Below are 19,626 nucleotides of genomic sequence, written 5' to 3' on the forward strand. Positions count from 1 at the left end.
ATCCAGAAGCTTGGAACAGATGGAATCGCCGGATCAACAGCACAGCCTGAGGCAGGATACATCTTTGATGCATGGTATAAGGGCAATGTTAAAGTAAGTGATAATGCACAACTTACACTTGATGTACTTAAAGATTATCTTGAGACAGATGCTGACGGACTGTACGCAGACACAAGCTTTGATGCGAAGTTCAAGGCAGACCCTGATGCGAAGTACAAAGTAACTTACAAGTCAGAGAATGTAGCTAAGGGTACCGTAACAAACGATAGTGATGCAGATATCCAGAAGCTCGTGACAACCGGAATCAGCGGTTCAACAGCAAAGCCTGAGACAGGATACAAGTTTGAAGGCTGGTATAAGGGTGAGATAAAGGTAAGCTCAGAAGCTAAACTTGGTGCAGACACTGTAATAGCAAACCTCAATACTGATGATGATAACCTTTATGCTGATACAGAGTTTGTAGCAAAGTTTGTGGCAGATGCTGAACAGACTTACGCAGTAACTTATGAGTCCAAAGATATTAATACGGGTAAAGTAAGTAATGCCAAAGATGAAGGCATCCAGGTTCTTGGAACAGAAGGAATCACAGGTTCCAAAGCAACAGCAGAAGCCGGATACAAGCTTGTTGGCTGGTATAAGGGTGATGATCTCATAACAGATCAGGCTGAACTTACACTTGAAGTAATCGAAGGAAAACTCAACAAGGACGGAAATGTCTACAAGGATACAACATTTACGGCAGTATTTACTGAGGATGATGCTCAGAAGTACGATGTTAAGTATGTAGCTGAGGCAGGTGGAAGTGTATCTGACTCAGAAAACCTTGGAATCCAGGTGCTTTCAACACAAGGCATAACAGGATCAAAGGCTACACCTGATACAGGATATGAGTTTGATGCCTGGTATGTAGTAAGAAATAACGATGGCACTGAAACTGAGGAAAAACTTGAAGGCATATCAGAAAAGCTTGAAGCAGCTGATGCTATAAATTACCTTAACAAGGCTAATGGTACAACCCAGCAGACAAATATGTATGCTGATACAACCTTTAAGGCTAAGTTCAAGGCTAAGCTTTACAATGTAACCTTTGAGTACAGAATCGCTGATGGCGTAGAAAAACCTGCTAACTGGGATCAGCTGGTTGCAGAAATTGCCACACATAACATGACGGTTGCATTTGGCGAAAAAGTTACCTGTCCTGAGCTTCCTACAGTTGATGGTTATAGCTTTGGTATCTGGAACAAGGAAGATGTTGTAAATAATACAAGTCTGGGAGCTAAGATTAAGAATGCTTTTGAGGGCCTGATTGGATTACTGACAGGTAAGACAAAGTTAGATGCAGCAGCACAGGAATTCGAAATGCCTGCAAATGATATTGTTATTTACAGTATCGTGACGAAGAATCCTGATCAGGTTGAACCGGCACCTACACCTACTCCTGATCCGACACCTACACCTACACCGGATCCGACACCTGACCCGACACCTGCACCGACCGTCGATGATGACGACGATGATGATGACGATGATGATGTCGAAACACCTCGCAGAAGGAATAACCCCGTCTACAATGACAACAATAACGACGACAACAACAATGGCGGTAATGACAATCCCGGAGTGCTTGGTGAAAAGAGAAAGCCAGATGATGGAAAGGCTGTTCTTGGAGAAAAGAGAGAGCAGGAAGAAAAGCAGGTTCTTGGAGCAAGACGTGGAGGCACAGACGATAATACCAATGACTCCAGAGCTCTCGTACTTCTTATTGCGGCAGGAGCGGTAGCTACACTTCTTGCAACAGGTAAGAGGCGTAAGGAAAAAGAAGAATAACAAAATAAATTTCCGTAATGGAAACTGTGATCTTCTTAAGGGGATCTCCACCAATCGGTGGAGGTTCCCTTTTTTCAGTATTTGGTAATTTCGACATGTTCGTAATAGCATTAAAAAGTTTATGTTAATCCTGATTATCCGATCATCACTCCCGATCCTGACGATCCGGAGGATCCCGATGAACCCGATGATCCGATCGTAACACCCGATCCCGATGATCCGATCGTAACACCTGATCCGGACGACCCGATCGTAACACCCGATCCGGATGACCCGATCGTAACACCCGATCCCGACGATCCGATCGTTACTCCTGATCCGGTTGCAACAGGACTTACATCATCCTACACAATCAACAACTGGGGTTCAGGCTATCAGGTACTTATCAAGGTTAAGAATGATGCAACAAAGAGAGCAGAAACATGGACTCTTTTTGTAAATAAGAATGATGTTGGAATTGATTCCAGCTGGAATGTAAACATTACTGAGGACGGAGATTATTATAAGATCACACCTATGGAATGGAACTCAATAATTGAGCCCGGCAACGCTGTTGAATTCGGTATTCAGGGTTCAAGTCACATCGGTGACAAGGTTGAGATCTTTGCAGAAGGTGAGATAAAGGACGACGAGCAGGGTAAGGGCCAGGGTGGTCAGGGCCAGAGCGGTCAGCAGGAAGAGCAGGGCCAGGGCCAGGGTGGTCAGGGCCAGAGCGGTCAGCAGGAAGAGCAGAGCCAGGGCGAAAGTGGCCAGGGTCAGAGCGGCCAGCAGGAAGAGCAGGGCCAGGGCCAGAGTGGTCAGGGTCAGGGCGGCCAGCAGGAAGAACACGGCGATGCTGTAACAGGCGATGACTGGCTTCATACTGACGGATCCCGTATCCTCGATATGCAGGGCAATGAAGTTTACCTCACAGGTGCAAACTGGTTTGGTTTCAACTGTTCTGAGAGAGTATTCCACGGATTATGGAATGCAAACATGAAGAACGTAGTTGAAGGCATGGCTGATCATGGTATCAACCTTGTACGTGTTCCGATTTCCACAGAGCTTCTTCTTGAGTGGAAGGCAGGAAAGAAGATCAAGGTCAATATCAATACAAACTCTAACAAAGAGCTTAAGAGAGCTGATGGCTCCGATATGGATTCCAGAGAAATCTTTGATGTTTTCCTTGAAATGTGCAAGGAGAACGGTATCAAGGTTATGATGGACCTCCACAGTGCAGATGCCAACAACTCAGGACACAACTACAATGTATGGTATGGCCCTAAGGGCTTCACAACTCAGGATTGGATCGATGGTTGGACATGGTTTGTAAATGAGTACAAGAACGACGATACAATCATCGCATGCGATCTTAAGAACGAGCCTCACGGCAAGTATTCTCAGGCTGATTCAAACGCTGCAAAGTGGGATGATTCAACAGATGAGAACAACTGGCAGTATGCTGCAAGCATCTGCGGTCAGGCTATCCTCGATGTTAACCCGAACCTCCTTATCATGGTAGAAGGTATCGAGGAGACACCCAGAGCAGGTTATGATTACAATTCAGGCACACAGGATCCCAATGCTTCAGAGGAAGATCTTAAGTATTACGGCGGATGGTGGGGTGGAAACCTCAGAAATGCCGGCAAATATCCTGTAGACCTTGGAAGTCATCAGAGTCAGCTCGTTTACTCTCCTCACGACTATGGCCCGCTTGTATATAAGCAGACATGGTTTGATAAGGACTTCACAGAGCAGACACTTCTTGATGATGTTTGGTATGACAGCTGGTTCTACATTCAGGATGAGAACATTGCACCTCTCCTTATCGGTGAGTGGGGCGGCTTCATGGATGGCGGAGACAATGAGAAGTACCTTAACCTCATGTCCGAGTTCATCGCAAAGAACCACATCAATCATACATTCTGGTGCATCAATCCTAACTCAGGTGACACAGGTGGACTTCTTAAGGACGACTGGGCAACATGGGATGATGCTAAGTACAACATGATGAAGAAGACACTTTGGTCTGATGGTAGCACAGGTAAGTTTGTAGGCCTTGATCACCAGGTTCCGCTTGGTGATAACGGCGAGACAGTTACAGACTTCTACAACTAATTTTCGTCTTCCCAAAATCAATACTATATAGCTCCAAAAAAATGAGAGTAACACCCCTTGTGAAAGCAAGGGAGTTGTTACTCTCGTTTTTTGACTTAATACCTATCCAGGAAGTGATGCTTCTGGCCGTTTGCATCCTTGTAGGCTATCATCGCATTCAAATGCACATTTTCAACACTCTTGAAGATATTAGCTTCGATGAAGGGGCTTCTTTCCTTCAGTTCAGAAATAAGCTCTTTTATCTCCGCACGTTTACTGCCTTTTTCGGTACCACCGCAGCTTGCGCAGCTTTCTGTAAGGCGGCAGGCACAGTTGATGAAGGTGAGATTGTTGGAAGTGCGCCACTTTATAATGCTCTCCTCACGAATAAGATAGAGGGGTCTGATAAGCTCCATACCTTCGAAATTAGTGCTGTGGAGCTTTGGCATCATGGTCTGAAGCTGACCGCCGTAGAGCATACCCATGAGGATGGTCTCAATGACATCGTCATAATGATGTCCAAGAGCGATTTTGTTACAGCCAAGCTCTTTTGCCTTGCTGTAAAGCGCGCCTCTTCGCATTCTCGCGCAGAGATAACACGGGGAACCACTGGCTCCGACTTCTCCGGCGACTATATCAAAAATGTCGGAATCAAATACGGTTATGGGAATCTGCATCAGCTTTGCATTATTAAGGATAGTAGTGTAGTTGATGTCGTTATATCCCGGATTCATAACAAGGTAAACAACCTCAAAGTTCTTCTTGCCGTGTCTTGTCAGTTCCTGGAAAAGCTTCGCCATCAGCATTGAATCCTTACCACCTGAGATACATACCGCAATTTTGTCACCATCCTTTATAAGCTCATAGGTGTTTATGGCCTTGGTAAACTGGCTCCAGAGCTCACGTCTGAACTTCTTGATGATGCTTCGTTCAATCTCCTTGCAGCGTCTGTTCTGTTCTTCTTCATCTGAAAGCTGGTGTTCTATTGTGTATTTGTAATAGCTGTAAATTCCGCTTGCGATACTGTAGATCTCGTAGCCTTTGGGAGTTAGCTCTTCGCAGAGTTCATCGGAGTGCTTCCCGGAGTAGCAGATGAGGTAGATAGGCTCATCCTTTGGAAGCTCACCTATTCTTTCCATAAACTCACTTTGCGGAATATTAATAGCTTCCGGAGGGGAGTTTTTTTCAAACTCATCTTGATTTCTGATGTCTATGAATAGTTTCTTTCTGCTGTCCTGCAGCATTTCTTCGTATGTCTTTGTATACTTCATAATATCTCTTTCTAAAAATGAAAAATGGTGCCTTTACATTTTTCTAATTCTAACACAAACTTGAAATATTACAAAAAAGGCATCCGACCCGGAGATTTTTCTGGGACGAATGCCTCTAAGATTTAAGTTATTTTGAAATTAATATGCTCTGTACTTGTAAACGGAATTCTTTCCGCCTGCCTTCTTGTACTTCTTAACTACCTTCTTGAACTTGTTGTAGCTTGCAGCCTTGATAAGGAACATTGTGTTGGAATCAGCTGACTTAAATGCGTTCTTACCGAAGGTACTAACGTTATAGCCCAGAGTCTCAACACGTATAAGCTTTGCTTTTCCTGAGAAAGCATTTGCCCCGATTGTGTTTACGTAACTGCCGATCATAACTGTCTCGAGCTTGTTGCACTTACTGAATGCATTCTTCTCAATCTTGGTAATCTTGTAGCTCTTTCCATTAAGAACAACGGCTGAAGGAATAGTTAAATTCTTGATGTTCTTTTTTGTGCATTTTACAAGAGATACTGTATCCTCACCTGTGATCTTGTACTTGAAATTACCTCTCGTGTCGTCGTTATCATTTAAAGTAAATGAGAAGGAAATAGTAGTTCCGTTTCCGTTATTTGCGCCATCATCGAGAACCATGGTAACGTTAAATGTTCTGTTTGTTCCTTTTCCTGCGCCTTTTGTAACGGTTATGTAAGGGGTCTGGGGTGTCCACTGAGTCCATGTAAAGTAGCTGTCATTATTTTTTGTAGATAATGTAAGTGACTTAAGGAGTACACTGCAATCGTACATCTGACTGTTATTGAGATAAACAGGTACGATATTCACAACTGTTTCTGAGCTCAGAAGAGTGGAACGTGTTACTGTGTTGTCGGGATTAAGAACTCCAAGTGAGAAGTTTTTGGAATCCTTGAACATTGAATCCTCATACTTCTGTATCTTATTTTTTGTTGTGGAATAGGTTCCCTTGGACTCACGAAGCTTAGTGCAGTAATTTACACGGGTAAGTCCGTAGTTCTTCATCTTCTTCTGGGAAGTGTTGAATCTTGTGTAGTCGATAGTACCCTTATTGGATTTATCGCATGCCACAAGGTCGCTCTCATACCACTTTGTTCCGATTTTTACCTGATTCCAGCACTTATTGTTATTGAAGAGAATATCATTGCTGATCTCAGCTTCATCGAGAAGTGCCTCGAAGGCAAGGGCATAACCCTGTGAGGAAGCGCGGTGCATAACCAGAGCGCCGTAAGCTGTATTCTTAAGATCCTTGTTATCAATTGCAATATTGTAATATGTTGTGTTGTCGATAACCATGTCGAAGCACTGCATCTCTTTTACGAAATTGGTGTCATCGTCGATGTTTTTCATGATCTTTTTAATGGCTGCTTTAAGCTTCTGGGTTTCACCGGAGTAGTCGTTTTCACTGGTTCTTTGAAGGAAAGCGTAGCAAGAGTACTTGCCTTCTTTCTTGATATACAAAAACTTAAGCTGAGCCATTGCCCCGGCAATGTTTAGAGGATTTGAGTAGATATATGCACGTCTTGCAAATCTTACTTCCTCCACCGTGTATTTCTTTTTTTCAGTAGCACCTGTATACATTGTGTAGAAGCTTGCGGAATCAAACTCCGACTTGTTGGCACCGGTTACCTCGGTATTGGAATTGAAAATTCTGGTATCAAGGTAATTTAGTGCCGTGAAAATCTGTTTCTCATTTGCACTATAGCTGCCGAGAACGTCTGCTACGGAATCCGTTGATGCTTCTGCAGTTATAGGATTTGTTACAAAAAGTGTCGTTGGAATGATAGCGACTGCAACAGCAGCTGCCAAGATTACAGATTGTAATCTATTTCGAAGGCTTCCCTTCTTTATAAACATAAAATTTTACCTCCCACAAAAGAATTTTTTACAAATTAATTATACATTATTTTTCGATAACATAGAAATAAAATTGCATATATTTCGGGAAAGGCTCAAAACATCGGCAGTAAATCTTATTGAGAATGCTTGTCAAAATCAATATTAGGCATTATTATATATTTGAGTTAGCAACAACTAACAGGAGCGAGAGCATGAGTAATGAAAAAGCGATAATAACCCTTAGAGAACAGGGCTTCAGAATCACCAAACAGAGAAAGCTGATACTGGATATTATTTTGAAGAATGATGGGTCAACCTGTAAGGATATTTATTACCAGGTAATTTCCAAAGATAATACTATCGGTGCGGCTACGGTTTATCGTATGATAAGACTGTTGGAGGATCTGGGGATCATTGAGCGTATTGATATGATAACGGTAAAGGAATGAATCCAAAGAGATAGCGCGGGGATGCTGGATCTTTTTGGTATGTTCGGAAAACCGTTAAGGGTTTGTTGTATGGGAAACTAAATGAGGAGAATATTATGCAGCTTAGATTATCTAACATCAGAAAGTCCTTCGGCGAGGGGAGTAGTCACGTCGAGGTATTAAAGGATATTAATCTTGAAGTGGAGAAGGGGGAGTTTGTTGTGCTCCTTGGACCTTCAGGATCCGGAAAATCCACTCTGCTAAACATAATTGGCGGAATAGACAGTGCCGATTCCGGGAAAATCATAATAAGAAACAAGAGCATGTCCGATATGGATGAAAAAGCTCTTACAAGCTATAGAAGAGAGCATCTTGGGTACATTTTTCAGATGTACAATCTCATCCCTAACCTGACAGTGAGGGAAAACATCGAAGTTGGGGCATATCTGTCCAAAAATCCACTTGATATAGATGAAATAATTGAAACTCTTGGACTTAAGGAACATAGGAATAAGGTTCCCAGCCAGCTTTCCGGAGGACAACAGCAGCGCTGTGCTATTGGCAGGGCAATCGTGAAAAATCCTGATATTTTGCTGTGCGACGAACCGACAGGTGCCCTCGATTACAACACATCCAAGGAAATTCTGGCTCTCATAGAGGAGGTTAACAGGAAGTACGGGAACACGGTTATCATGGTTACCCACAACGACGCTATTAAGAACATGGCAGATTATGTTGTTAAGCTTAGGGATGGCGTGATCAGAAAGAGCTACAGGAATGAAGCTAAGATAAAGGCAGCGGAGCTTGATTGGTAAGGGAAAAGGCTTGGAATTAGTGCGTTATTTGCACGCATTACGGGGAAGTGGAATATATGACAAGAGAAGCAGTTTTGGAAGAAAATGCTATATTGCAGGAAAAGCAAATAGCTAGGAAAAGAATGAAAAATCCTTTGAGAAAACGGCTACTTCGTGAAGTTAAGGAGGATGCCGGAAAATACGTAGTCATCTTTATATTGCTTGTTCTTTCGATTGGATTTGTATCCGGTTTTCTGGTTGCGGGATCCAGTATGATCAAGGCATATGACGATAGCTTTGACAGATACATTATTGAAAACGGTAACTTCAGAACTGAGGAGCCGCTTTCAAAAGCCCAGAAGGAATCGATAGAACGAAAGGGAGTAAGTGTCTATGAGAATTTTTATGTGGAAAAAGAATTCGATAATGACACAAAGCTTCGAATTTTCGGTGAGAGAAATGAGATAGACAAGGTTTGTGTGATGGATGGAAGGCTTCCGGAAAAGGAGCTGGAAATCGCCATCGACAGAATGTATGCGGATAACAACAATCTGACAGTAGGAGATACCCTGACCCACGATGGTGACACCTATGAAATAGCAGGCCTTGTGGCGCTATCTGATTACAGCGCGCTTTTTTACAGCAATAACGATATGATGTTTGATGCCTCTGCCTTTGGTGTGGCAGTGGTTTCGGCTGATCAGTTTTCCAAATATAAGGAGGATGATCTGCACTATAACTACTCATGGCTATATGACGATGAGCCTGAAGATGAGATCGCTGAAAAAGAAGCTTCGGATGAACTACTGGAAAAGCTGACAGCGACTACAGACCTTGAGAACTTTATACCGAGATACGTTAATCAGTCCATAAGGTTTACAGGAGAGGATATCGAAAGTGACAAGGCTATGATGGAAGTTTTGCTATATATCATTATTGTTATCATAGCTTTCGTATTTGGAATAACGATCAATAATACAATTCACAAGGAAGCCAATGTCATAGGAACGCTGAGGGCTTCCGGATATACGATAAACGAGCTGATCGTTCACTACATGACGATGCCGCTCATTGTAACTATCATTTCTGCGATTATCGGAAATATTCTCGGATACACAGTTTTCAAGGAAACTTGCGTGGACATGTACTATGGAAGCTATTCACTTCCTACTTATGTGACTATATGGAATGGTGAGGCATTTTTTAAGACGACACTGATTCCGATTTTTATAATGGTTGCAGTAACGTACTTCATTCTGAGAAGAAAGCTCTCAATCAGTCCTCTTAAGCTGATAAGAAGGGATCTTTCGGGAAAAAATCAGAAGCATGCAATTAAGCTATCAAGGAAAATCGGGTTTTTTGAGAGATTCAGGATAAGGATTCTGATCCAGAACAAGAGCAGCTATATCACGCTGTTTGCGGGACTTTTCTTTGCAAATGTGCTTTTGTTCTTTGGAATGATGCTGCCGCCTTTACTTGTGCACTTTCAGGATACAGTGACGGATTCGATGCTTGCAAAATATACATATCTTTTGCAGATTCCGGCAGGTGCGGTGGATTCGGATAACGAGATTTCTTCAATGTTCTCCTATATCACTTTGAGAGGGAAGATAAACACAAATAACAAGGATGCCGAGAAATTCTCAGCATACACATTGAAGACAACAGGAGAAAACGGGGCAAGAGTCGAGGAAATTACGCTCTACGGAGTAGAGGAAAACAGCAGATATATTCACGCGGACTTCGATGATAAAACCGTCTTGGTTTCATCAGCATATGCTGATAAATATGACCTTAAAAAGGACGATGTCATTACATTGAAGGAACCCTACGAGGACACCTACTATGGCTTTAAGGTAACCGGAGTTTATGACTATGATGGCGGTGTTTCGGTCTTCATGAGTAAGGAACATCTGAATAAGGTTCTTGGGTATGATGAGGAATTCTTTGCCGGATATTTTTCGGACAGTGAGATAACAGATATCGACAGCAAGTACATCGGAACGGTTATTGATGAGGAAGCACTTACAAGAGTTTCCAGACAGCTTATGATCTCCATGGGACATCTGATGTATATGGTTGACGGCTTTTCGGTACTTCTTTTCATTGTGCTGATGTATCTGTTGTCAAAGCTGATCATAGAGAGAAATGCCCAGTCAATTTCCATGGTTAAGATTCTTGGCTATTCAAAGAAGGAGATCGCGCTCTTATACATTGTTCCCACAGCGCTTGTTGTGGTGGTATCACTACTCATTTCGTATCTGCTGCTGTCCCATGTGATGGTGTGGATATTCAGAGAAATGTTAAAGATGATGATGAGCGGATGGCTGGTGATCTGGCTTGATCCGAAGGTGTATGTTCAGATGTTCTTGCTTGGGACAATTACCTATGCGGTTGTTGCCGTTATCGAATACTTCAGGATTGGCAGAATACCGATGAGCGACGCACTTAAAAATGTGGAGTGAGTTGGAAAAAATGTTTTTGTGGGGCGATGGACAGGCTTGCTCCTTACTTCCATGCCTCAAAACATTCCAAAATCTGCCTTGTGTTATATACATGTATGATTTTGCATAACTCATAAATTTCAGTGCTATCGCCTGAAATTTACTCAACCATGATGCAAAATCACACATATAACCCAAGGTAGATTTTGAAATTTCGGCAGAGGAAGTAAGGAGCAAGTCTGTCCGTCGCCCCACAGAGTCCAAGATATTTACCAAAAACCAGAAGAGTCCGAAGCTCAGTAATCATTGAGGGATGGGGAGTTCTAGTAGTTTATTACTTTATTATTTATCACTTCGTGCAAACAGAATTGTAGATAGCTTCGAGTTTGTTGATATGTGTATCAAAGCTGTAGCCTTCGTCTGCGAGTTTAAGGCTTTGGCGGCTGGCTTCGTTCCAGGCTTCTCTGTCAGAAAAGTAGGAGATGATTCCATCAGCCATACCATCCACGTCCTGTGGCATGTACAATTTACCATTGACGTCCTTTGACACAACCTGGGGGATTCCGCCCACATCGCAGGATACGACGGGAAGGGCGTATCCCATGGCTTCCAGGATAGACATAGGCATGGCCTCCATGTGAGAGGGGAGAAGGAAAATCGAACTCTCTTTAAGAAGTTTTATCTTTTCATCGCCTCTTATCCAGCCGGGAAGAAGTACAGTGTCCTTTAAGCCAAGTCTATCAATTTCGGCTATGACAGGCTCGGTTTCACCGGTACCTCCAAGAACGAATTTTGCTTCCGGAAAAATCTTTATAACCTTGTCAGCGATTGCAGGGATATCAACGACACCTTTGAGGTTGTCAAAGCGTCCAAGATACAGAATCTGCTTTTTTTCAAAGCGCTTTTCCATTACGTCCTCTGATATCATCTCAGGTACAATCACACTGTAGTTGGGTACAACCTCGATTTTATCTGCGGGTACAATTACAGAGATTTTTTTCTTCCATTCCTCTGAGAGTACGATGAGCTTGTCGCAGTAGCCATAGCTTCTTTCGACCATTCGCTTTTTCCAGGAAGGCGCATTGGTGTAAAGCTCATCCAGGGCTGAACCGTGGATATGGTTGACGATTGGAATCCCTGCATCATGCGCCATTTTTATTATGGGATACTTTCTGAAAAAGCTTGGTCCAAAGGAAGAGTGGACATGCACAAGGTCCGGACGGTTGGTTTTCAAAACCTTACGGAATTCGCGGTAGGCTTGGAGACCTTTTTTTAGTTTATCAAGCTTACTTCCGTCGCGGTAGGATTCCACATAGGTTATATCGTAGTCCTGTTCAAGGCGGCTGCCATAGTAGCCACCGGTCACTGCAGCAATGCCGCCCTTTACATTAGGGTCCTGAACGATCATACAAACTTTAAGTTTTCTGTTGCCTTGAGTATTGCTCATGTTAGTCACTTTCCTTGGTTTTTCAGTTCTTCAAATTTTGCCTGCATGGTGGGGTTGTTCTTCGTGAGCCTCTTAATGCTCACATCATCCACCTTGTTGTTGGCGATTCGCAATTGTCTGTCTGAGCCCACAAGCTCACTCTTTACCTTCTCAAGATGCTGTATAGTCTTGTCGATTTCTTCGATGGCTTTGTCAAAATGAGAATGCGCAATCTCGTAGTTTCTGCCGAAGTCGTCCTTGAATTTTAACAGGCTGTCCTCAAAATTGGATATATCAATGTCCTGATTCCTGATCTCAGCGAGTTCCTGTTTGTACATGAGTGCATTCATTGCGGCATTGCGAAGCAGAGTGATCATTGGGATAAAGCACTGGGGACGCACGACGTACATTTTCTCATACCTGTAGGAGACATCGACGATTCCCGCATTGTAAAACTCGCTGTCAGCTTCAAGAAGTGACACAAGAACTGCATACTCGCATTTTTTCTCATTTCTGTCCTTATCAAGCTCCTTGAAGAAATCTTCGTTCTTGTGCTTTGTGGAAGTAGTATCCATCTCGTTTTTCATCTCGAACATGATGGAGATTATTTCGTTTCCGAACTCATCGCACTCCCTGTAAATAAAATCGCCCTTACTTCCTGAGCGGGCATCATTGTCCTTCTCAAAATATGCGTTGGGGAAGGCGGTTGCTCTGAGCTGATTGAACTGGATTTCACAGTGCTGCTCTAAGGTTTCACCAACCATCTTGGTGGACATTCTTGTCTTCAAATCCTTATAGAATTCAATTTCCTTGTCCTTCTGATCGAGGATGTATTGGGTTTTGTCCTTTTCAGCCTGCAGACTCTGCTCAAGCATATGCTTTTCATCTTCGACTTCCTTGACGGCTTCAAGGACGGCAACCTTCTTTTTGTCCTCAGCACTTTCAATCTGACCTGAGAGCTTCTGGTTCTCAAGTGTCACCTTGGAAACTTCTTCCTGGAGCTTTTTGTTCTCTGTATCATAGGTTTCGCGAAGCTTCTTATTTTCCGCTTCAAGGGATTCTCTCAGTTTCTTGTTTTCGGCTTCAAGAGATTCGCGGAGCTTTTTAATCTCTGCATCGTATGCATCTCTGAGCTTCTGTGTCTCCTGAGTCTGAGCATCCCTTAACTTTTGTGTATCTTTATCATATGATTCACGGAGCGTCTTCATCTGATTTTCATAGTCTGACTGAAGCTTAAGGCGCATATCGGAATTGATAGCATCGAGCTCAAGCTTGTGCTTTTCCTCAAGATGCTGTGCCAGCTCGGTTGTTCGCTTCTCAACGTCCTTAGTGAATTCTTCGTCTCTGATCTGACTTACTATTGAACTGAGTTCTGCATCATCTACCGGAAAAATCTGTCCGCAGTGCGGGCACTTTAATTTTGCCATGGTTGTCTCCTTTACCTGATATTTGAATCTATTCTGTCGATAAGACCCGGGATAACTCTTTTTGAGTTTACTTTAAACCTCTCGCGAAGAGTGATCATGAGTTCATTTTTATCCGCATCCAACAACTCCAGTGAATTGCAATAAATCACCAGTGCGGCATCTGAAATCTGTCTTCCAATAGCATCCTTCTGAATTAGTATACTATCGATAAGCAATGATATATTTGAAAAAATATCGTTACCAAAAGACGTAAATGATAACTGCTGTATTGATGAGAATGGTTCTACTTCTGAAAAGTCTATGTCTGCTGTATATAAATCTTCCAGATATCTGTTCGATATATCGATAAGCGCGTTGTTGATATAAGAGTATCTTACCAGAAATCCTTCCTCATCATATTGTCTTGCAGGTACATTTATAGGGAATGTACTCACACCTCTTGTTATAAAGAGATTAATTGAAAAATCGTCAGTCCCTTTTAAGTGGCTTCCTACGGAATCTGCAAAAACATAAACGTAATCATTTCGGGAGATGGAATTGACCTTGGCTATTCCATCTTTATTATTCTCATGAAATGAAACGACTATTTCCTCACCCTTGGTTGCATCAACCTTTATGTATAGAGATATTCTATAGTAGCCATCAAGAACGCATATGGCATTTTCAAACTTTTCCTGAGACTTCATTTCTGTGAGCATAAAGGGCTGTACAGAAGAGAGGTATTTTTTTACATAGTCAAGTTTATCTATGCCAAGGTAATCAAGGTATTTGAAAAGATGTTTGTTTAAACCCGATGAGTGATCGCTTTCATCAATTTGTATTCTATCTAATCTTGCCAGTCTTCTAAGCCTTCGTGCAAGCTGTTTTTTCAAAAGAAGTTCCGCATCAGCAGTGCTTCTGTTGGCGTCTTTTGGCTTTAGATTATCAAGCTGCGTGATTTCTTGGTTGGGATGATCTTTTCCATCTTTTGCTATAGCTGACAATTCCATGGAGTAAGTGATGATTCGCTTTTGCTGCTCAGGAGCTGAACTCCTGAACGCTTCAATAAGATGAATTTCAGAATCACTAAGACTATAATCCAAAGCATCGTTTGTTGCGCTGTCGTTTATACCAAGAAGTTCATAGAGGCTGATGCCTAAAGTCTTGCTTATGATATAGAGTTTATCTGCCTTTGGAATATTTCCCTTCTTTTTCCAGTCGCTGATAGTGCTTTCCGGAATGCCTGTCAGTTCTGAGAATTTTTTTTGAGATATTCCCTTTTTCTTCATTTGATAAAAAATCAGTTCACTTATGCTCATAGAATCTCCAATCCGTTACTGCGGATAAATGGCTGCTATATGCTCCGAATCCGTGTTCTCAGCTCATATAAACAATAATCCGTTATTACGGATTTGTCAAATTTAAAACAGAAATTGCTCACGGCTATAATAATCGCAAAAAACACACAATAATAAAGCAAGATTATCAAAGACATTTGTGCACTTTTTTGGGATGATGGTTATGGGTAATTTATCCTCTGGTTTTCGGGACGGTGGTTAAGGGTTTTAGAGTTTCTGATTAGCGGGGGAATGTCAGCGGGGGCTGACAAATGAGGGGATATTTTTATATTGGAGGAGGTCATATTAATATGGCAAAACAACTTATTTACTCGGTGTATTTCATTCTGCCGATACTTCTGCTCTGGCATGCTAAGCCGGCCGGAAAGGGTCAGTGGAATGACAGTCTTTCTTTGGAGCAGAGCAAGGCTTTTCAGGGATTCCTTGCTGTTTGCATCATGCTTCATCATATAGGTCAGAAGACCTGCGCATCCTGGCTTTTCCCTAAGAGCAGAATCGTGCCCGGTCTGGAATTCTTCGTTCCGATTGGATATATAATGGTTTCATTTTTCCTGTTTTTCAACGGATACGGCGCATATAAGAGTTTCAAGAATAAGCCCGGTTATCTGAACGGATTTATTAAAAAGCGCATACTTCCCGTAGTTCTTGCACTTTACTCAACAACTGTGATTTTCTTTATTGCAAGACTTCTTGTTGGTGAGAAGATTGACGGACAGGGAGCGCTTCTCTATCTTACAAGCATCAAGCTTTGTAACCCCAACACATGGTATGTTATCGTGCTTCCGTTCTTCTACCTTGCATTTTTCCTTGCTTTCAAGTTCATCAAGAAGGATGGAATTGCAGTGGCAGCAGTTGTGGCGTTTGTTGTAGGATATCAGCTTGTTGGTACCGCAATCGATCACAACGATCTCTGGATCCGCGGCGAGTGGTGGTGGAACTGTGTACATCTTTTCCCTATCGGAGTTCTATTTGCAAAATATGAGGACAAGATCATTCCTCATCTTAAGAAGTATTACTGGGTATACCTGATCATTGCGGTAGCTGCTCTTTATCCGCTTTATCTCCATTCAGTAACTGCGCAGGATATGTGGTCATACTATGGAGAGAACTGGGGCGCACCTGATAAAGTTTTCCGTCGTCGTATGACACTTCTGTCTCAGGTTTTTGTTACTGTAGACTTTGTATTCGCAGCTCTTCTTCTTGGAATGAAGGTTAAGATTGGCAACAAGTTCCTTAAGTTCATGGGTACAATTACACTTGAATTCTACCTGATCCACGGACTCTTCGTTGAACTTTGCGATCACACATTTGACGGTGGTGTTAAGTCACCCTTCCCGATTAAGAACGTGTTCCTGTATGTACTCGTAGTATTCGCGCTGGGTGTACCTTCCGCAATACTTTTGAAGAAGCTTCATCAGCTTATCCTCGGTATTGGTAAAAAGGGGAAAAAGGAAGAAGTTCAGTTGAAGAAGGCTTCATGATATTAAATGGAAATAGATTATAAAACATTTTTTTAGATGAAGTGATAATAGCAGGATATTCTTCTTGAGACTAGAAAATTAAAGTTGAAAAGGACAATAAATATTGACTTCCCATGCCTTGTTGTGAGGTGTGGGAAGTTTTTTGCTCTGTAATACTGTACGCGCTAGGATTTCTCAAATGAAATCTTTTTTATGTGGGGAGATTCTAAGTTTTTTAAATAGGTTATCTGTGGCTGTGGACGCCATCCTTGACACCCATAAATCATAATGCTGATTCTTCATCACCGACGGTGATAGACTCATGAGCAGCTGATTATTATCATCATCGGTTTTCTCAGCTTAGCATTATGATTTATGGGAGATCAAGGACGAGCCCTGCCTTGGGCAGGGTGGCTACTTTAAAACCTCCGGATCCAGATCTATGAGCAGCTGTTCTGCGGCCGCAATGGGGCGAATAGAGTATATGCGGCCGCGGAAAGGAACAGAAAAGCTTTAGGAATTATGTGAGGGAGGCCAAAAGCGCGGCCGCAATGGGGCGAAAAGGGTATATGCGGCCGCGGAGAGGAGCAGAAGAGCTTCAAGGATAATGTGAAGGAAGGTAAAAGCGCGGCCGCAAAGGGATGAATAGAGTAGATGCGGCCGCGAAAAGGAGCAGAAAAGCTTCAAGAATTGCAGGAAGGAAGGCAAAAGCGCGGCCGAAATGGGGTGAATAGAGTATATGCGGCCGCGGAAAGGAGCAGGAAAGCTTTAGGAATTATGTGAGGGAGGCCAAAAGCGCGGCCGCAATGGGGCGAAAAGGGTATATGCGGCCGCGGAGAGGAGCAGAAGAGCTTCAAGGATAATGCGAAGGAAGGCAAAAGCGCGGCCGAAATAGGGTGAATAGAATAGATGCGGCCGCGGAAAGGAGTAGGAAAGTTTCAAGAAGTACGAGAAGGAAGGTAAAATCGCGGCCGCAATGGGGGGAATGGAGTATATGCGGCCGCGGAAATGGGCAAAAAAGCTTAAGGAATTTTGTGAAAGAGGCGAAAAGCGCGGCCGCAATGGGGTGAATGGAGTAGATGCGGCCGCGGAAAGGAGCAGGAAAGCTTCAAGAATAATAAGAAGGAAGGTAAAAGCGCGGCCGCAATGGGGGGAATGGAGTAGATGCGGCCGCGGGAAGAAGCAAAAAAGCTTAAGGAATTTTGTGAAAGAGGTGAAAAGCGCGGCCGCAAAGGGATGAATGGAGAAGATGCGGCCGCGGGAAGAAGCAAAAAAGCTTAAGGAATTTTGTGAAAGAGGCGAAAAGCGCGGCCGCAATGGGGGGAATGGAGTAGATGCGGCCGCGGAAAGGAGCAGAAAAGCATCAAGAATTGCAAGAAGGAAGGCAAAGAGCGGCCGCAATGGGGTGAAAAGGGTATATGCGGCCGCGGGAAGGAGCAGAAAAGCATCAAGAATTGCAAGAAGGAAGGTAAAAGGGCGGCCGCAATAGGGTGAATAGAGTATATGCGGCCGCGGAAAGGAGCAGAAAAGCTTTAGGAATTATGTGAGGGAGGCCAAAAGCGCGGCCGCAATGGGGTGAAAAGGGTATATGCGGCCGCGGAAAGGAGCAGGAAAACTTCAGGAATTACAAGTAGGGAGGTAAAAGCGCGGCCGCAAAGGGATGAATGGAGTATATGCGGCCGCGGAAAGAGGCAGAAAAACTTTAAGAATTATATGAAGGAAGGCAAAAGCGCGGCCGCAGTAGGTTGAATAGAGTGAGTGCGGCCGCGAGAAGAGGCGGGAAGATTAAAACAATCACGTAAAACAATCAGGTAGTTTATCGCCTGTAAAAAAACAAATCATGACTAAAGTATCTTAATTAATCAAAAGTCTGTATTGCGGATTCGGGTTTGCCGTATCATGTTATTTTACTCATAATTCCCCTAATTTTATCGTAATTTCATTATATGTTTATCATGATTTTATGCGTATGTTCCATAATGAAAGTGATATACTTTACCAATTTTCATTTTGTCCGCAGTCTGTAGGGGCAGCACGTAAGACATAGTTTAAGAGCTTTATCAATTAACACCATGTCCGTCGCCTGTAGAGTCTGCGCGCAAGATAAAGCATAAGAGCTTTATCAATTAACACCATGTCCGCAGTCTGTAGGGGCAGCACGTAAGACATAGTTTAAGAGCTTTATCAATTAACACCATGTCCGTCGCCTGTAGAGTCTGCGCGCAAGATAAAGCATAAGAGCTTTATCAATTAACACCATGTCCGTCGCATGTAGAGCCTGCGCGCAAGATAAAGCTTAAGAAGTATATCAATTAACACTTTGCACGGTAATCCAAAGAGATGGCTTTAATGACTAATCTTCACGAGGAAAAATTATGCGGAAAAAAGCATTATCACTTATTCTAATTCTTATGATGACTTCAGGAATGCTGGTATCATGCGGCGATGAAAATACCGGTATGGTCGGAGCTGATGCGGATGAGACCCAAAACAATCTTGAGGTTTTAGATGTTCTTCTTACGGAGGAACAATATGGAATAGGTGTTAATAAGGATGATCCTGAGCTTCTTAAAAAAATAAATGCTTTCATAGAAAAGGGCTTAACTGACGGAACTTATGAGGAGATTACAGGGCATTATTTTGACAAAAATCAGGCTCCTGTTCCGGTATATTCAGCCAAGTTAAGTGACTACAGTGATCAGCTGGTTGTTGCGACTACCGGAGATTTTGCGCCTTTTGATTACGATGAGGGAGATGCATATTATGGCATCGACAAAGAACTCATTAAGGCTATAGCTGATTCTATGGGAAAAGAGTTAGTTCTTGTTAATGTAAATTTTGACATGTTGTTCTTGACTGTTGCGCAGAAGAAATGTGATGCCTGTATTGCAGGAATAACCATTAGGGAAGATAGGGAAAAGTATGTGGATTTCTCTGTCCCTTATTATCATGCCGGACAGAGTGTAGCTTTGAAAAAGAATGATAATGCATTTTCAGAAGCTAAAACAAAAGAAGATGTGGAAAAGGCTTTACTGGAACTTGATACAACCAAGACCATAGGGGTAGAGGGTCAGACCAGTGGCGAAGATTATTTGTCAGGGAAAGACAAGGGAGGATTTCCAGGGGTTAAGTGCAATGTTGAAACATTTACTACTTTGGAAGAGGCTCTTGTGGCTCTCAATAATGACGAAATTGATTATGTTTTGGGTGATGAAGCCTGCCTCAAATACATGATAGCGAAAGAATTCAGCGATGAAAATTAAGAAAAGGTTTGCATATAGA

Annotated in this window: 14 protein-coding genes; 9 read left to right on the forward strand and 5 right to left on the reverse strand. The window is 42.7% G+C overall.

The annotated features are described in order from the left end of the window. Positions 1–1,827, forward strand: a 1,827-nt coding sequence (locus tag G586_RS22425) for an InlB B-repeat-containing protein (protein ID WP_035772964.1), incomplete at its 5' end; no start/stop codon positions are given. Positions 1,828–2,103: 276 nt separating this feature from the next. Next, a complete protein-coding gene (locus tag G586_RS22430; RefSeq protein ID WP_242832002.1) occupies positions 2,104–3,924 on the forward strand; it encodes a cellulase family glycosylhydrolase in 1,821 nt (606 codons plus the stop codon). Between the two features lie 95 nt (positions 3,925–4,019). On the opposite strand, the gene G586_RS0109840 is transcribed toward G586_RS22430, so the two are convergent. After that, entirely contained in the window at positions 4,020–5,174 is a 1,155-nt protein-coding gene (locus G586_RS0109840; protein WP_196811574.1) for an ATP-binding protein, read from the reverse strand. 138 nt (positions 5,175–5,312) lie between these two features. Further along, a complete protein-coding gene (locus G586_RS0109845; protein WP_026527638.1) occupies positions 5,313–7,046 on the reverse strand; it encodes a leucine-rich repeat protein in 1,734 nt (577 codons plus the stop codon). Between the two features lie 194 nt (positions 7,047–7,240). On the opposite strand from G586_RS0109845, the gene G586_RS22435 reads away from it, so the two are divergent. The 3 genes from G586_RS22435 (at position 7,241) to G586_RS0109860 (ending at position 10,715) form a co-directional block, all read left to right on the forward strand. Then, a complete protein-coding gene (locus G586_RS22435) occupies positions 7,241–7,477 on the forward strand; it encodes a Fur family transcriptional regulator (protein WP_051204692.1) in 237 nt (78 codons plus the stop codon). Positions 7,478–7,572: 95 nt separating this feature from the next. Beyond that, entirely contained in the window at positions 7,573–8,271 is a 699-nt protein-coding gene (locus G586_RS0109855; RefSeq protein ID WP_026527639.1) for an ABC transporter ATP-binding protein, read from the forward strand. Positions 8,272–8,327: 56 nt separating this feature from the next. Beyond that, positions 8,328–10,715 carry an ABC transporter permease gene (locus G586_RS0109860; protein ID WP_330363262.1) on the forward strand — a complete coding sequence of 796 codons (2,388 nt, stop codon included), beginning with the start codon at positions 8,328–8,330 and terminating at the stop codon, positions 10,713–10,715. Between the two features lie 328 nt (positions 10,716–11,043). On the opposite strand, the gene G586_RS0109865 is transcribed toward G586_RS0109860, so the two are convergent. The 3 genes from G586_RS0109865 to G586_RS24870 are packed head-to-tail and all read right to left on the reverse strand — an operon-like array spanning position 11,044 to position 14,845. Further along, positions 11,044–12,141, reverse strand: a complete 1,098-nt coding sequence (locus tag G586_RS0109865; protein ID WP_035772966.1) for a glycosyltransferase family 4 protein — start codon at positions 12,139–12,141, stop codon at positions 11,044–11,046. Between the two features lie 5 nt (positions 12,142–12,146). Then, a complete protein-coding gene (locus G586_RS0109870) occupies positions 12,147–13,547 on the reverse strand; it encodes a DUF2130 domain-containing protein (protein WP_026527642.1) in 1,401 nt (466 codons plus the stop codon). 11 nt (positions 13,548–13,558) lie between these two features. Further along, on the reverse strand, positions 13,559–14,845 hold the full coding sequence (locus tag G586_RS24870) for a helix-turn-helix domain-containing protein (protein ID WP_051204693.1): 1,287 nt from the start codon (positions 14,843–14,845) through the stop codon (positions 13,559–13,561). Positions 14,846–15,174: 329 nt separating this feature from the next. On the opposite strand from G586_RS24870, the gene G586_RS0109880 reads away from it, so the two are divergent. The 4 genes from G586_RS0109880 to G586_RS22445 all read left to right on the forward strand — a co-directional run bounded on the left by G586_RS0109880 (position 15,175) and on the right by G586_RS22445 (position 19,607). Further along, positions 15,175–16,365, forward strand: coding sequence for an acyltransferase family protein (locus tag G586_RS0109880; RefSeq protein ID WP_035772967.1), 1,191 nt, complete (start codon positions 15,175–15,177; stop codon positions 16,363–16,365). A gap of 955 nt (positions 16,366–17,320) precedes the next feature. Next, on the forward strand, positions 17,321–17,584 hold the full coding sequence (locus G586_RS0109890; RefSeq protein WP_026527644.1) for a hypothetical protein: 264 nt from the start codon (positions 17,321–17,323) through the stop codon (positions 17,582–17,584). After that, the gene (locus tag G586_RS0109895) at positions 17,585–17,833 is read left to right on the forward strand and encodes a hypothetical protein (RefSeq protein ID WP_026527645.1); all 249 of its coding nucleotides are present in this window, start codon (positions 17,585–17,587) and stop codon (positions 17,831–17,833) included. An 886-nt stretch (positions 17,834–18,719) separates the two neighbouring features. Next, entirely contained in the window at positions 18,720–19,607 is an 888-nt protein-coding gene (locus G586_RS22445) for a transporter substrate-binding domain-containing protein (protein WP_051204694.1), read from the forward strand. Positions 19,608–19,626: the final 19 nt, after the last annotated feature.

The sequence above is a fragment of the Butyrivibrio sp. VCD2006 genome (assembly GCF_000423925.1).
In the GTDB taxonomy this organism is placed as follows: domain Bacteria; phylum Bacillota; class Clostridia; order Lachnospirales; family Lachnospiraceae; genus Butyrivibrio.

Bases quoted from the DNA above. Each gene is read 5' to 3' on its own strand.
- G586_RS0109840 (WP_196811574.1), bottom strand. From the start codon at position 5,174: ATGAAGTATACAAAGACATACGAAGAAATGCTGCAGGACAGCAGAAAG.
- G586_RS0109845 (WP_026527638.1), bottom strand. From the start codon at position 7,046: ATGTTTATAAAGAAGGGAAGCCTTCGAAATAGATTACAATCTGTAATC.
- G586_RS22435 (WP_051204692.1), top strand. From the start codon at position 7,241: ATGAGTAATGAAAAAGCGATAATAACCCTTAGAGAACAGGGCTTCAGA.
- G586_RS0109855 (WP_026527639.1), top strand. From the start codon at position 7,573: ATGCAGCTTAGATTATCTAACATCAGAAAGTCCTTCGGCGAGGGGAGT.
- G586_RS0109860 (WP_330363262.1), top strand. From the start codon at position 8,328: ATGACAAGAGAAGCAGTTTTGGAAGAAAATGCTATATTGCAGGAAAAG.
- G586_RS0109865 (WP_035772966.1), bottom strand. From the start codon at position 12,141: ATGAGCAATACTCAAGGCAACAGAAAACTTAAAGTTTGTATGATCGTT.
- G586_RS0109870 (WP_026527642.1), bottom strand. From the start codon at position 13,547: ATGGCAAAATTAAAGTGCCCGCACTGCGGACAGATTTTTCCGGTAGAT.
- G586_RS24870 (WP_051204693.1), bottom strand. From the start codon at position 14,845: ATGAGCATAAGTGAACTGATTTTTTATCAAATGAAGAAAAAGGGAATA.
- G586_RS0109880 (WP_035772967.1), top strand. From the start codon at position 15,175: ATGGCAAAACAACTTATTTACTCGGTGTATTTCATTCTGCCGATACTT.
- G586_RS0109890 (WP_026527644.1), top strand. From the start codon at position 17,321: ATGGGGGGAATGGAGTATATGCGGCCGCGGAAATGGGCAAAAAAGCTT.
- G586_RS0109895 (WP_026527645.1), top strand. From the start codon at position 17,585: ATGGAGAAGATGCGGCCGCGGGAAGAAGCAAAAAAGCTTAAGGAATTT.
- G586_RS22445 (WP_051204694.1), top strand. From the start codon at position 18,720: ATGCGGAAAAAAGCATTATCACTTATTCTAATTCTTATGATGACTTCA.